This window comes from Streptomyces sp. NBC_00536 (genome assembly GCF_036346295.1).
Classification (GTDB): Bacteria; Actinomycetota; Actinomycetes; order Streptomycetales; family Streptomycetaceae; genus Streptomyces.
In genome coordinates this window covers 731,805-745,099 of record NZ_CP107819.1, presented here as the reverse complement: position 1 = coordinate 745,099, position 13,295 = coordinate 731,805, and the positions used below count along the sequence as shown (strand labels likewise).

Genomic DNA, 13,295 nt, shown 5'->3' with positions numbered 1-13,295 from the left:
TCGTTGGTAGCCACAAGCGGCAGAAGTTTGAAAGCCACACCCGACGCCCCTGGGTGGGAGAACCATACGAAGGGCTCGCCCGGTCCCGCAGAACAACGTAGGGATGACTGAGACCTTTCAGGACTGCAAGGACGCGGCATTGTCAGACCGGCGGTCGGGGCCGCGGCCGGCTCATCGGACCTCGAAGACATCGGCCACGGGGCGTCGGGGCGTGGCGGGTCCCTGGGGGCCGTAGCCGAGCCGGAGCACCATCTGGACGTGGCTCATCGAGGCAGCCGGGTCGCGTACCGTCCAGCGCAGTTCGGGCCATTCGAGCGGCTGCGAGGTCATGGAGGCGACCAGCCCGTCGGCGGTGGCCTGGAGCAGGACCCGTTCCAGGGCCTGGCCGGCGCGGAGCCAGTCCCCGGGTCCGTCGCCGGACGTACCCAGCAGTGCGATCTGCGGCCGCCGTTCGAAGGCCGCCCACCCCCGGCCGGGTACGGGCCGGGAGCGGCCGAAGTCGCGTACCGCGGCTCCCGGGCCGGACTGACGAGGGCCGAACGCCGAGGCGGGAATGCCGTCCGGCCGGGTCTGCCCCCCTGGGGTACCGGAGTGGGTCCACGCCGCCGTCTCCTCCCGCAAGGCGGGGTCCGTCTCCTCACGGTGCTCGGAGTCGTGGATGAGACCCAGCACGGTCTCGGTGTGCCAGGCACCCGGCACCGACAAGCGGCACCCTTCCAGCAGCGCGGCGGACCGCAGGCCGTCCAGCAGCGGAGCGGGGATCTCCTCTTCAGTGAAGGGGAAACGGCTGGAGTGCCGCCTGCGCACGGCCGGACGCAGCGCGGCCAGCGGCTCGTCCGGCGCTTCGGCCCGCTTGAGGTCGACCGTGGCGAGGAGCCACGGATCGCCGCTGTCGGGGAACAGGCGGACGGCTGACTCCCAGCCCGCCCAGGCGGCGGACACCCGCAGGTTGAACAACGCGGCCGCGCAGCCGACGTGGAGAGCCCGGTGGTCGGGGTCGGCATGGACCATGGCCCGGCCGGGGTCGCCGTGGAGTTCGACCACCCCGGTGGCCGGCCGGAAGACGAACTTCCAGGGCTGGGCATTGTGCATGGACGGGGCCATGACGGCGTCCTCGACGAGAGGTACGACATCCGATGCTGCCGGGAGCTGAGTGTTCACGGGACGTTCCTGCCTGGGTGGAGTGCCTCACCCGTGGGCGACCACGGGGAGCGGCGGATGCGCCGCCCGACGATGACGAGGGCTCTCCCCAGAGCCTGACCCCATCACGTCGTTCCTGGTGAGGGGCCGGTCGGTCCCTCCCGGGACCGATCGGCCCCCCGCGAGCCCCATGCGTGCGCGATGACCGCGACGGGAGCAGGCCCGCGTCGCTCGCCTCGGCGGCCGGCGCGGCGGCCGGCGCGGCGGACGGCCTGCCGGAAAGGCACCGGGTGGTGATCTCCATGTCCGGGTGCCGGGGGCGTACCTCCGCCAGGTCCCCGCTGCGGCGATCCACGCGGACACGCAAGGCCAACGGGGACCTTTGGCCCCCTCGAGGGACCTGAGAGGCCCTCTCCCCGCCGAAGCGGGTGGTGGCAGCGTGAAATCCGGACCCGTGCGGCTCTCTGGAGGAGGAACCATGCAGGACACCAGGAACACCTCGGAACTCGGCTCCGTCGTCGTCGGTGTCGACGGCTCCGAGCCGGCCCGTCAGGCGGCGCTGTGGGCGGCGGCCGAAGCCGCCCGCCGTGAGCACCCGCTGCGCATCGTGTACGGGGCCGACACCGACGGCAGGGCCCTCTACGTCTCGGCGGAGAGCGTCGAGCGCGTCCGGCAGATGGGCCGGGACCTGCTGGACACCACCGCCGCCGCCGTGTCGGAGCGGTTTCCCGGCCTGCGGGTCGACACCGAGTTCAGCCGCGGCGCTCCCGTCGCCAGCCTCCACCACGCCGCGGGCCTCCACGGCACCATCGTGGTCGGCAACCGCGGCGGAGGCGGATTCGGCACCCTCCTGCTCGGCTCCGTCGGCCTGAAGGTCGCGGCCGGTGCGAAGACGCCCGTCATCGTCGTCAGGGGCATCGAGAACAGCGCCGAAACGGGCGTGGTGCTCGCAGCAGTCCGGGACGAACACGACCTGGAGTGCGCGCGGTACGCCGCGCGCGAGGCCGAGCTGCGCAAGGCCTCGGTCAGACTGCTCCACGTGTGGAACATCCTGCAGTCCGTCGGCAACGTCGTGAGCCTGCTCGACGACGTGGAGGAGATCGTGGGCGAGCACGTCCATCACCTGACCGCGGTGGCGGACCGGATCCGCGAGGAGTTCCCCGCCCTGACCGTGCAGGCGGACGCGGAGAAGAGCGTCTCCGTGGCAGGGGTCCTGGTCGAGGCTTCGCGCCACTCGGACCTGCTGGTGATGGGAGGGCGGCGGTCGCCCAGCTACCTCGGCCCCACGCTCGGGCGGGCGACGCACGGCCTCGTCCACCACGCGCAGTGCCCCGTCCTGCTCGTTCCGCGCCACCGGCACGGGCACGGGAGTGATGCGTGATGGACACGCGCGAGCACCACGAGATCGTCGTCGGCGTGGATCCGGCCAGGGACTGGCGGCTGCCCCTGGCCTGGGCGGTGGACGAGTCCTGGAGACGCCGTCTCGGGCTGCGGCTCGTCGTCGCGGTCCCCCCGGAGCACGACGCGCAGCGCGTCGACGGCACCCCGGGCGGCAGCGCCCCGCGCCAAGCCGCGGAGCAGACCCTGACGGCGGCTGTCGCCTGGTGCAGGGAGCGCCGCCCGGAAGTGGAACCCGTGGCGGATGTGTCCGAGGGGTATCCCACCCAGGCGATCGGCCGGCTGTCGGAGAACGCCCGGATGATCGTGCTCGGATCGCGTCACCTCAGCCGTACGTCGGAGTTCCTCAGCGCAGGCTCCCTCGTCGTCCCCATCACGGCGCAGGCGAAGTGCCCGGTCGTCGTCGTGGGCGACGCCGAGCACATCACGCAGCAGCCGCCGTACCTGGTGGTGGGCATCGACGGCAGTGAATCCTCGAAGGCGGCGCTGGCGGTGGCGTTCGAGGAAGCCGGACCGAGGGGAGCCGAGCTGCGTGCCGTATCGGTGTGGCACCCGCCGCTTTTCGTCCTCCAAGAGGAGGAGGCGGCCGTCCGGGCACAGCGTCGGCTGCTGTCCGAAACGACGGCCGGATGGTCGCAGAATTACCCGGACGTCAAGGTGACGCACGAGGTGCCGACCGGGCACCCGGTGGAGGAACTCGCCGCTGCCGCCGAGCACGCACTGGCGGTGGTCGTGGGCCGTCGGGGCCGGGGCGGCTACACCGGGATGCGGCTCGGATCGGTCGTCCACGGGCTGCTCCACCGGGCGCACTGCCCGGTGATCACCGTCCCCGTGGTGTGAGGACCCGGTGACGGCGTCGCAAGCCTGACGGCCCGATGCACGCGCCGCGCCTTCCGTGGAAGCCGATGGGTCTTCCCCCGGCCCGCGTTCTCCTGCGCGGCCGCGGCACCCCGGGGCTACGGTGGGAGTGACGCGGTGCGGATCGTGCCGGGGCCCCGCTGGAGGTGCGGATGGGTGGGGAAGACCGGGCGGCCGAGGGGCCGAAGGCTCCACGGCTGAGGCTGGACGAACTGCTCGACGAGCTCCAGGCCCGCATGGACGAGGTGCGCGGTACCCGGGACCGGGTCAACGGGCTCTTGGAAGCCGTCATGTCCGTCGGCCGGGAACTCGATCTTCCCCAGGTCCTGCAGGGCATCGTCGAAGCGGCCGTGACGCTGGTCGACGCGGAGTACGGGGCCCTCGGCGTCATCGGCGACGACCGGAAGCTTGCCCAGTTCCTTCCCGTGGGCATCAGCGATGACCTCCGCGCCCGGATCGGCGAGCTGCCGTCCGGCCACGGCATCCTCGGTGAACTCATCCGGCACCCGGAACCGCTGCGGCTCGCCGAACTCTCCCAGCACCCGGCCTCGTACGGCTTTCCCGCCCATCACCCGCCGATGCACTCCTTTCTCGGCGTCCCCATCCGGGTCCGCGAGGAGGTGTTCGGCAACCTCTACATGACCGAGAAGCGGGGCGGCATCGACTTCGACCAGGAGGACGAGACGGTCCTCTCGACGCTCGCGGTGGCGGCCGGCATCGCCATCGAGAACGCCCGCCTGTTCGAAGAGGTGCGGCTGCGGGAGCGCTGGCTGGCGGCCAGCTCCGCATTCACCAGCGCCCTGCTCTCCGGGTCCCCGGAGAGCCAGGTACTCGAAGGAATGCTGGAACGGGCCCGGGACATCACCGCCGCGGACATCGGGGTCTTCTACCTCGTGGGACAGGGCGGGGAACTGCGCGGCTCGCTGGCCCTGGGGGACGGGGCGGAGAGGCACCGGGGCATCGTGCTGCCCAGCAGCGAGGGCACCCTGGCCGCTGCCGCCCTCGGAGAGGAGGAAGGGCTCGTCTTGGTCGCGGATGTCGAGACCGACGAGCGGATCACGGTGCAGCCGGAACGGTGGCGGGGGTTCGGACCGGCCCTGGCCGTCACGGTCGGCACCAAGGAGAAGCTCAGCGGTGTCCTCATGCTGGCCCGCAGGAGCGGCCGCCCGGCGTTCGCCGGATTCGAGGTCGCCGCGCTCCCCGGCTTCGCGGGTCAGGCCGCCCTGGCCCTGGAGCTGGCCGACCGGCGCCGCGACGCCGAACAGATGAGCCTGCTGGAGGACCACGACCGCATCGCCCGCGACCTGCACGATCTGGCGATCCAGCGCCTCTTCGCCACCGGGATGACCCTGCAGAGCGCCCAGCGGTTCGTCGACCATCCGGAGGCCTCGGAGAGGCTGGTCCGCGCGATCGACGACCTGGACGCCACCATCAAGATCATCCGCTCCACGATCTTCGGGCTCCGCGAGCGCGAGAAGCCGGGGGTGGCGCCGAAGCTGCGGCTCCGTGCGGTCCGGACCGTGGACGAGGCGGCCGCGGTACTGGGCTACGCACCCGCTCTGCGGATGCAGGGCCTGATCGACACCGACGTACCCGCGCCCGTGGCGGACGAGGTGCTCGCCGTGATCGGGGAGGCCCTCAGCAACGTCGCCCGGCACGCGGCGGCCACCCGCGCCGAAATCTCGCTGGCCGTGGGCGAAGGCGTCCTGAGCGTCGTGGTCACCGACAACGGGGTCGGCATCCCTGAGGGAGGCCGCCGCAGCGGACTGCGCAACCTTGAGGAACGGGCGCAGAGGCTGGGCGGTGAGCTGACCGTAGCGGCGCGCGGCCCCGAGGGGCGGGGCACGACACTGGAGTGGCGCATCCCGCTGACCAACGACCTCCCACAGCCGTCCCGGTAACCGGTCGACCGCCGTGCTCAGTGCATGTCCTTGCCCTGCTCGTGCTCATGCTCGTGGACCTGGGCGGCGATCACCGCTGCCTGCACCCGGCGCTCCACTCCCAGCTTCGCCAGCAGCCGGGAGATGTGGTTCTTGACCGTCTTCTCGGACAGGTAGAGCCGCTTGGCGATCTGCGCGTTCGTGAGGCCCTCACCGATGACCTCGAGCACGGCACGCTCCCGCTCGGAGAGGGCGTCCAGTCGGGCGTCCTGCGGAGCCTTCGTGGTGACCGGTTCCCGCAGGGAGTGCATGAGGCGGGCGGTCGTCGCCGGGTCCAGCATCGACTGGCCCGTCGCGACCGTCCGGACGGCGGCGACCAGATCGGTCCCCTTGATCTGCTTCAGCACGTACCCGGCGGCGCCGGCCATGATCGCGTCGAGCAGCGCGTCCTCGTCGTCGAACGAGGTCAGCATCAGGCACGCCAGTTCCGGCATGCGCGAGCGCAGCTCGCGGCACACGGTGATCCCGTCGCCGTCGGGCAGGCGCACGTCGAGCACGGCGACATCGGGGCGCAGGGCCGGACCGCGGGTCAGCGCCTGCTCGGCGGTGGACGCCTCACCGACGACCTCGATGTCGGGCTCCGCGTCCAGCAGGTCGTGCAGCCCGCGGCGCACGACCTCGTGATCGTCCAAGAGGAAGACCCTGACGGGTGCGTCGGCCGAGGCCGCCGGTGCGTCGGACATGTGCGCCCCTGTGCTCGGTTCGCTCCGCGTTCGTCTCGTACGCATCATCTCAGGGAGCGGTCGGACGCACCTCGCGGAGCCGGCCCTCCGCGCCGGGGGAGCGATCTCGGTGAGGACGGCGGACGGTGTACCGGGACGCGGGCATGGGGCGCTCCTTGTTCACGTGTGGACGGGGTGCGTTCGTGCCGTGCCGACGGGCAGAAGGCGTCAGAAGGTGTTTCCGCTGCCGTACGGCCCGTACAGGTCGAGCAGACGGACCCGGGCGGCATGCAGCCGGTGAGCGAGCACCTGCGCGACCCAGTGGCCCATCGCGGAGCCGAAGGCGGTGTCGGTTTCCATCATCGTGAGCACGGCGGCGGCATCGAAGGCGTGGACGCGTACGGGTGTGGTGGCGACCGCCCCCAGCTTCCACATGGGCGGCTGGAGCATCCACGAGCATCCGACCAGTTCACCCGGCCCGAGATTTTCGATCACCGCCGGCTGCCTGCCGGGCACGTGCACGTCCAGGGCGACGACGCCGGTCCGGACGATCCAGAAGCGGTCCGCGTGACCGCCCTCGTTGAAGAGGCGGGTGCCCTCGGGAAGGCTGACCTCTTGTGCGGCATCCATCAGCCGGTCACGGTACGGGGCCGGCAGCGCACCGGCGATCTTGGTGGGGCGAGTGGTTCGCATGGCGGCCTCCGGTCGGTTCCACTCCAAGTCTCGACCGCCTCCCGGCTTCGGGGGAGGGGCCGACCGGCCCTCGAAGCGCCCGCGGACGGGACCGTTCGGCCCTGCTGTGGCGTGCCGGACGCCGGGACGCCGGCCGCGTTCCGTGCGGGCCCGCACGTGCGGTGGGCATGTTCACGGCCGGTCATTTGTTGCTGGATTCCCGTCAATCCGGGGCGTGGTGTCCGGCCGCGTGGTCGCATGTTCCCTTCTGCGGGATCCGGCGAGCGCGAGGCACGAGATGGCAGCGACGACCGAAGAGCCCTTCCGGGCTCTGCTGGAAGCGGCACCGGACGCGATGGTCATCGTGGACGACGCCGGGGTGATCCGTTTGGTGAACGCCCAGACCGAAGCCCTCTTCGGCTACCCCCGTGAGGAACTCCTGGGGCACTCCATCGACGTCCTGGTGCCCGAGCGGTTCCGCGGCCAGCACCCCGGCCACCGGCACGGCTACGCGGCCAGCCGCCAGGTGCGCCCGATGGGCGCGGGCCTGGAGCTGTACGGGCTGCGGCGGGACGGACGCGAGTTCCCCGTGGAGATCAGCCTGAGCCCCCTGGAGACTCCCGAAGGGCTGCTGATCTCGGCTGCCGTACGGGACGTCAGCGAGCGCCGGGCCGCCGACGCGCGCTTCCGCGCGCTGCTGGAGGCGGCGCCCGATGCCATGGTGATCGTCGACGAGAGGGGCACCATCCAGCTGGTCAACGCCCAGACCGAGGCACTCTTCGGCTACGGCCGCGAGGACCTGCTGGGGCGGCCCGTCGAGGTGCTCGTACCGCACCGGTTCCGCGGCCACCACTCCGATTTCCGCGACGGCTACTTCGTCAACCGGCAGGTCCGGCCGATGGGCGCGGGCCTTGAGCTGTACGGGCTGCGCCGGGACGGGGGCGAGTTCCCGGTCGAGATCAGCCTCAGCCCCCTGGAAACCCCCGACGGCACCCTCGTCTCCGCCGCGATCCGCGACGTCACCGAACGCAAGGCCGCCGAGGAGATGCTCGCCGAGCTCTACGAGCAGCAGCGCCACGTCGCCCTCACCCTCCAGCGCAGCCTGATGGGCTCGCCGCCCGACGTGCCGGGGATGGCGACGGCCAGCCGCTACTTCCCCGCCCGGCAGGGCGCCGGGGTGGGCGGCGACTGGTTCGACCTGATCCCTCTGGGCGGCGGCCGGGTCGGTGTCATGATCGGCGACGTGATGGGCCGCGGACTGGACGCCGCCGCCGTCATGGGGCAGCTGCGATCCGCCTCCCACGCCCTGGCCAAGACCGGGATGCCGCCCTGGCAGCTGATGCGCGCCCTCGACGCCGTGGTCAGTGAACTCCCGGACCAGTTCGTCACCTGCTGCTACCTCGTCATCGACGCCGACGCGGCCGAGGTCACCGTCTGCTCGGCCGGTCACCTGCCGGTCCTGCTGGCCGGTCCCGGCGGCGAGGTGACCCGGCTCCCGGCGGAGGTGAGCGTCCCGCTCGGGGTCGGCGAGGTCCCCCACCACGAGAGCCGGCACAGAGTGGCACCCGGCTCGGTGCTGGCTCTCTACACGGACGGGCTGGTGGAGACCCCGGGCAGCGACATCGAAGGTCAGGTCGACGGGCTCGCGGCAGCACTGGAAAAGGGCCTGGCCGCGACCGGGTGCCTGGAGGCCGCGGCCGACCGGCTGCTGGCGGAGCTGCTTCCGGACGCCGACGACAACGCGGACGACGTCACGCTCCTGCTCGTGCGCATCCCGGAGGCCCCGGCCACCTCGCGGACCGTGATCCTGGCAGCCGAGCCCAGCAGCGTGGGTGAAGGCCGCCGGTTCCTGCGCGCCACCCTGGCCGCGTGGGGCAAGGGCGACGAACAGCTGCGGGAGACGGCCTGCCTGCTGGCCTCCGAGCTCCTCTCCAACGCGGTGCGCCACGGCCTCGGCCCGCTCAGGCTCCGGCTCCGGCAGGCCGGACAGGAGCTGGGGGTGGAGGTCTGCGACGGGAGCCCGGTGCTGCCCCAGGCCCGGTTCGCGGCCCCTGACGCGGAATCGGGCCGCGGACTGCTCCTCGTCGACTCCCTCGCCAGTTCCTGGGGCACCCTCCCGACGGCGGAGGGCAAGGCCGTCTGGTTCGCCCTTCCGTTGCCCTCGCCGCGCGGCTGACGGCGCGCGTCAGCCGGAGGCGCTCAGTAGGGCCAGGACCAGTCCGCGACCTCGGGCAGGTCGGTGCCGTGCGCGCGGATCCAGTCGTGGTGGCGGATGCGCTGGTCGTCCATGGCCTGGCGCAGTCCTTCCGCCCGTCCGGCGAGCCCGGGGACGCGGTCGATGACGTCCATGACGAGCCGGTACCGGTCCATGTCGTTGCGCACGACCATGTCGAAGGGGGTCGTGGTGCTCCCGGACTCCTTGTATCCGCGGACGTGCAGCTGGGCGTGGCCGGTGCGGCGGTAGGCGAGACGGTGGATGAGCCACGGATAGCCGTGGTAGGCGAAGACCACCGGCCTGTCCGTGGTGAACAGGGCGTTGAACTCGGTGTCCGTCATGCCGTGGGGGTGTTCCTCGTGGGGCATCAGCCGGGCGATGTCGACGACGTTGACGACCCGGACGGCCAGCGCGGGAAGGTGCTCGCGGAGCAGGGCGGCCGCGGCCAGCACCTCCAGGGTGGGCACGTCACCGGCGCAGCCGAGGACGACGTCCGGCTCGCGTGAGCCGTCGTCCGTCCCCGCCCACTCCCAGACGCCCGCGCCCCGCGTCACGTGGGTGCGGGCCCCGTCGATCGACAGCCAGTCGAAGCACGGCTGCTTCCCCGCGACGATCACGTTGACCCGGTCGCGGCTGCGCAGGGCGTGATCGGCCACGGCGAGCAGGGTGTTGGCATCCGGCGGGAGGTAGACGCGGACGACCTCGGGGCTCTTGTTGAGGACGTGGTCGACGAACCCGGGGTCCTGGTGGGAGAAACCGTTGTTGTCCTGGCGCCACACGTGCGAGGTGAGCAGGTAGTTGAGGGAGGCGATCGGGGCCCGCCAGGACAGTTCGCGCGCTGTCTTCAGCCACTTGATGTGCTGGCCGACCATGGAGTCGACGATGTGCGCGAAGGCCTCGTACGTGGAGAAGAGACCGTGGCGGCCGGTGAGGAGGTACCCCTCCAGCCAGCCCTGGCAGGTGTGTTCGGAGAGGATCTCCATGACCCGGCCGTCCCGGGACAGGTTCCGGTCCGTGGCCTCCGTGAGGGCCTGCCAGGCCTTGCCGGTGACGTCGTACAGGTCGTCCAGGCGGTTGGAGGCGGTCTCGTCCGGGCCCACCACCCTGAAGTCCCGCCGTCCGGCGGTGTCGCGCATGACCTGGGCGAGGAACCGGCCCAGGACGCGCGTCGGTTCGTGGAGGGTGGCGCCCGGCTTGTCGACCGGGACGCAGTACGCGTCGAGGGCGGGCAGCGGCAGCGGCCGTAGCAGCCGCCCTCCGTTCGCGTACGGCACGGCGCCCAGGCGGTGTTCGCCCCGCGGGACGCAGGCCAGCACCCGCTCCGTGGGGCACCCGTCGGCGTCGAACAGCTCTTCCGGCCGGTACGAACGGAGCCAGCCCTCCAGCTGCTTCAGGTGCGCCGGGTTCTCGCGGACACCGGCGAGGGGGACCTGGTGCGCCCGCCAGGTGCCCTCGACCGGCTCGCCGTCGACGGTCACGGGCCCGGTCCAGCCCTTGGGGGTGCGCAGGACGATCATCGGCCAGCGCGGGTACTCGCGTCCCGGATCGGCGCCGCCCGTCCGCGCCTCGTGCTGGATGAGCGCGATGCGGTCGAGCGCGTGGTCCATCGCCCGGGCCATGGACTGGTGGACGAGGGCCGGGTCGCTGCCCGTGACGTACAGCGGGTCGTGCCCGTAGCCGCGCAGCAGCGCGTCGAGTTCGGAGTCGGGGATCCGGGACAGCACCGTCGGGTTGGCGATCTTGTAGCCGTTCAGGTGGAGGACGGGCAGGACGGCGCCGTCGTGCACCGGGTCGAGGAACTTGTTCGCGTGCCAGGACGCGGCCAGCGGGCCCGTCTCGGCCTCTCCGTCCCCGATCACACAGGCGACCAGCAGACCGGGGTGGTCGAAGGCCGCTCCGTAGGCGTGGGACAGGGCGTATCCGAGTTCGCCGCCCTCGTGGATGGATCCCGGGGTCCCGGGAGCCACATGGCTGGGCACACCGCCCGGGAACGAGAACTGCCGGAAGAGGGTGTTCATGCCGGCCGCGTCCCGTGTGACACCCGGGTACGTCTCGGTGTACGTGCCCTCCAGCCAGGAGTTGGCGAGGACGGCGGGGCCGCCGTGGCCCGGACCCCAGACGCACAGGGCCTGCAGCGCACGGTCCTTGATGACCCGGTTGAGGTGGGTGTACACGAGATTGAGGCCGGGCGAGGTGCCCCAGTGGCCGAGCAGCCGGGGTTTGATGTGCTCCGGCCGCAAGGGCTCGGCCAGCAGCGGATTGCCCATGAGGTAGATCTGGCCGGCCGCGAGGTAGTTGGCGGCGCGCCAGTGCGCGTCGAGTTCCGGGATGGGGTAGGCGGTCATGTCCGCTCCTGCGTGCGACGGTCCGGGACGTTCGTCGACTGAGCCGATCCCGCAAGTCTGCGCTCCGGCCCGCTTCTTGGAGGAGGGGAGGACCGGCCCCAGGGGAGGGACTGTCGGCCCCTGTGAGGCGGGGCAGGGGGCGGCGAAAGTGAGGTGTGCGGCGCCGGTTCCCCCGGCCGGGGCCGCACATCCCCTGCCGGCCGACCCCGATGCACTGGCATCAGTACGGAGGACAGACCCGTGAAGCGCACCCTTGTCGTCGGAGTGGACGGATCCCCGCAGAGCCGGGCCGCGGCGGACTGGGCCGCACGTGAGGCCGTACGGCGTGACCTGCCCCTGCGCGTGGTGCACGCCTGGCTGTGGCAGTCGCTCGCACTTCCGCTGCCCCAGGACCGCGAGGTGGAAGAACGCCGGGCCGACGACGTCATGGAGGAGGCCCGGGACGCGCTCGGCCACCGGTACCCGCACCTGTCGCTCAGCGCGGAGGTGATCCTGGAAGCGCCGGTCCAGGCCCTCCTGCACGCGGCGAAGGAAGCGGAGATGCTGGTCCTCGGCACGCGCGGCCACAGCGCCCTGGCCGGCTTCCTGCTCGGCTCCTACGGCCGGCAGGTGATCGCCGCGGCGGAGTGCCCCGTCGTCTCCGTGCGGTCCCCGCACGGCGGGCCGCTGGTGCTGCCGGAGGAGGGGGAGGTCGTCGTGGGGCAGCAGGGCGGTGTGGAGGAGTCCGCCGAAGTGCTGGGAGTCGCCTTCGAAGCGGCCGCCGTGCGCAAGGTCCCGCTGCGCGCGGTGCGCGCCTGGAACCTCCCCCCGGTGTACGGCTACAGCCCCGGGTCGATGTGGCTCGCCGACCAGTTCGGCGGACTGGAGCCCTATGAGAAGGCCGCGCTGGAGCAGGCTCTGGAGCCGTGGCGGCTGAGGTATCCGGACGTGGAGGTCATCGAGCACGTCGAGCGGGGCAGCGCCGGACACGTCCTGCTGACCGCCGCCTCGGACGCCCAGTTGCTCGTCGTCGGCCGCCAGGCCCGCGAGTCGTCGCTGGGCGCGCGCATCGGTTCCGTGGCCCACGCGGTCCTGCACCACGCCGTCTGCCCGGTCGCCGTGGTGCCGCACCCCTGACCCGTGCGGGACGGCAGGGAGGGCGGGGCACGCCACCACACGGTGTGCCCCGCCCTCCCCGCCCGCCGGGAGTCTCCGTGCCCGGCAGGGCTACTGCTCGGCGGCCGGGACCGGCTGCCGGCCCGGCGGGATCAGCGTGTGGCTGGCGATGACGGCGGCCTGCACACGGCGTTCCACGCCCAGTTTGGTGAACAGTCGCGAGATGATGTTCTTGACCGTCTTCTCCGCGAGGAACAGCCGCTTGCCGATCTCCCGGTTGGTGAGCCCCTCGCTGACCATGATGAGGATTTCCTTCTCACGGTCGGTGAAGCCGGGGAGCCCGGGCACCTGTTCCTCCTTGGGGACGTCGCCGCGCATCCGCGCCATCAGGCGCGTGGTGGCGCCCGGATCGAGCATGGACTGGCCGGCCGCCACGGTGCGGACGGCCGTGACCAGGTCCGTGCCGGAGATCTGTTTGAGCACGTAGCCGGAGGCGCCCGCCATCACGGCGTCCAGCAGCGCTTCCTCGTCGTCGAACGAGGTGAGCATCAGGCAGGCCAGCCCGGGCATCCGCGACCGCAGCTCGCGGCACACGCTCACACCGTCGCCGTCCTGGAGCCGGACGTCCAGGATCGCCACCTGGGGGCGCAGCGCGGGGATGCGGATGAGTGCCTGTTCCGCGGTGCCCGCTTCACCGACCACGGTCAGGTCGGGCTCGGCGTCCAGGAGGTCGTGCACCCCTCGGCGTACGACTTCGTGGTCGTCGAGCAGGAAGACGCTGATGGGCGTCTTCGCGGGGGAGGGGGCACCGCTGTCGGTCATGACGCAACTCCTTCGACGGGTTCGTCCCGGGTGCACGAACATCAGCATCCTGCCGGTCGCGTGGGCCGAACGGACAGGGCCGATCGGCCCTCATCGGCCACGAGCCGGACCGCTTGGGCGCCGGGCGGGCCCGGTGGAAAAAGGGCCT

At 72.1% G+C, this 13,295-nt stretch carries 10 protein-coding genes; 5 read left to right on the top strand and 5 right to left on the bottom strand.

Annotated elements, in window-relative coordinates; all coding sequences use genetic code 11:
• Nucleotides 1-171: 171 nt before the first annotated feature.
• Nucleotides 172-1,161 (bottom strand): Acg family FMN-binding oxidoreductase, encoded by a 990-nt coding sequence (locus OHS33_RS03195; RefSeq protein ID WP_443065198.1) that lies wholly within the window; start codon nt 1,159-1,161, stop codon nt 172-174.
• 457 nt (nt 1,162-1,618) lie between these two features.
• Here OHS33_RS03195 and OHS33_RS03190 point away from each other — a divergent pair, with 457 nt between their 5' ends.
• The 3 genes from OHS33_RS03190 (at nt 1,619) to OHS33_RS03180 (ending at nt 5,297) form a co-directional block, all read left to right on the top strand.
• Nucleotides 1,619-2,521 (top strand): universal stress protein, encoded by a 903-nt coding sequence (locus OHS33_RS03190; protein ID WP_330328840.1) that lies wholly within the window; start codon nt 1,619-1,621, stop codon nt 2,519-2,521.
• Complete coding sequence (locus tag OHS33_RS03185; RefSeq protein WP_330334886.1) at nt 2,521-3,378, top strand: universal stress protein; 858 nt, start codon at nt 2,521-2,523, stop codon at nt 3,376-3,378. Before OHS33_RS03190 ends, OHS33_RS03185 begins: the two co-directional genes overlap by 1 nt.
• Before the next feature lie 170 nt (nt 3,379-3,548).
• Nucleotides 3,549-5,297 (top strand): sensor histidine kinase, encoded by a 1,749-nt coding sequence (locus OHS33_RS03180; RefSeq protein WP_330328839.1) that lies wholly within the window; start codon nt 3,549-3,551, stop codon nt 5,295-5,297.
• A 17-nt stretch (nt 5,298-5,314) separates the two neighbouring features.
• Here OHS33_RS03180 and OHS33_RS03175 read toward each other — a convergent pair whose 3' ends face one another.
• A complete protein-coding gene (locus OHS33_RS03175) occupies nt 5,315-6,019 on the bottom strand; it encodes a response regulator transcription factor (protein ID WP_330328838.1) in 705 nt (234 codons plus the stop codon).
• A gap of 207 nt (nt 6,020-6,226) precedes the next feature.
• Nucleotides 6,227-6,691 carry a Crp/Fnr family transcriptional regulator gene (locus OHS33_RS03170; RefSeq protein ID WP_330328837.1) on the bottom strand — a complete coding sequence of 155 codons (465 nt, stop codon included), beginning with the start codon at nt 6,689-6,691 and terminating at the stop codon, nt 6,227-6,229.
• 277 nt (nt 6,692-6,968) lie between these two features.
• On the opposite strand from OHS33_RS03170, the gene OHS33_RS03165 reads away from it, so the two are divergent.
• A complete protein-coding gene (locus OHS33_RS03165; protein ID WP_330328836.1) occupies nt 6,969-8,846 on the top strand; it encodes a PAS domain S-box protein in 1,878 nt (625 codons plus the stop codon).
• A gap of 23 nt (nt 8,847-8,869) precedes the next feature.
• Here OHS33_RS03165 and OHS33_RS03160 read toward each other — a convergent pair whose 3' ends face one another.
• A complete protein-coding gene (locus tag OHS33_RS03160; protein WP_330328835.1) occupies nt 8,870-11,230 on the bottom strand; it encodes a phosphoketolase family protein in 2,361 nt (786 codons plus the stop codon).
• A gap of 240 nt (nt 11,231-11,470) precedes the next feature.
• On the opposite strand from OHS33_RS03160, the gene OHS33_RS03155 reads away from it, so the two are divergent.
• Nucleotides 11,471-12,346, top strand: coding sequence for a universal stress protein (locus OHS33_RS03155; RefSeq protein WP_330328834.1), 876 nt, complete (start codon nt 11,471-11,473; stop codon nt 12,344-12,346).
• Between the two features lie 90 nt (nt 12,347-12,436).
• On the opposite strand, the gene OHS33_RS03150 is transcribed toward OHS33_RS03155, so the two are convergent.
• A complete protein-coding gene (locus tag OHS33_RS03150) occupies nt 12,437-13,147 on the bottom strand; it encodes a response regulator transcription factor (protein WP_330328833.1) in 711 nt (236 codons plus the stop codon).
• Between the last annotated feature and the right edge of the window lie 148 nt (nt 13,148-13,295).

Coding starts and splice junctions, on each gene's coding strand:
- OHS33_RS03190 (WP_330328840.1), top strand. CDS start 1,619: ATGCAGGACACCAGGAACACCTCGGAACTCGGCTCCGTCGTCGTCGGT.
- OHS33_RS03185 (WP_330334886.1), top strand. CDS start 2,521: ATGGACACGCGCGAGCACCACGAGATCGTCGTCGGCGTGGATCCGGCC.
- OHS33_RS03180 (WP_330328839.1), top strand. CDS start 3,549: ATGGGTGGGGAAGACCGGGCGGCCGAGGGGCCGAAGGCTCCACGGCTG.
- OHS33_RS03175 (WP_330328838.1), bottom strand. CDS start 6,019: ATGTCCGACGCACCGGCGGCCTCGGCCGACGCACCCGTCAGGGTCTTC.
- OHS33_RS03170 (WP_330328837.1), bottom strand. CDS start 6,691: ATGCGAACCACTCGCCCCACCAAGATCGCCGGTGCGCTGCCGGCCCCG.
- OHS33_RS03165 (WP_330328836.1), top strand. CDS start 6,969: ATGGCAGCGACGACCGAAGAGCCCTTCCGGGCTCTGCTGGAAGCGGCA.
- OHS33_RS03160 (WP_330328835.1), bottom strand. CDS start 11,230: ATGACCGCCTACCCCATCCCGGAACTCGACGCGCACTGGCGCGCCGCC.
- OHS33_RS03150 (WP_330328833.1), bottom strand. CDS start 13,147: ATGACCGACAGCGGTGCCCCCTCCCCCGCGAAGACGCCCATCAGCGTC.